Here is a 254-nt window from a genome sequence, read left to right as displayed (position 1 = left end):
CCATCGGCGCTGGAGGGCTTAACGGTCGTGTTCGGGATGGGTACGCGTGGAACCCCTCCGCCATCGCCACCAAACAGATTCGGTACCTAAGTGCCGAACATTGTTCAGGTCAGCACCGCCAAGTGCTGAATGCTTTCATCTTGACTGAGCTTGTCAATCGTAATGAATCTTGCTTCCTGAAAACTGAATGCGAAGTGTACATGCTCTACTTAGAATGATTAGGATAAGCCCTCGACCGATTAGTATTCGTCAGC

General features: G+C 50.4%; 1 rRNA gene. It reads right to left on the bottom strand.

What is annotated here, in order from left to right:
• Positions 1–74 (bottom strand): 5S ribosomal RNA (rrf, locus tag QP775_RS25640); the annotation flags it as partial.
• Positions 75–254: the final 180 nt, after the last annotated feature.

The organism is Paenibacillus sp. UMB4589-SE434 (genome assembly GCF_030226685.1).
GTDB lineage: Bacteria > Bacillota > Bacilli > Paenibacillales > Paenibacillaceae > Paenibacillus_B.
Note: the sequence above shows the minus strand (reverse complement) of the source record. Positions and strands in the feature narration are given on the sequence as shown.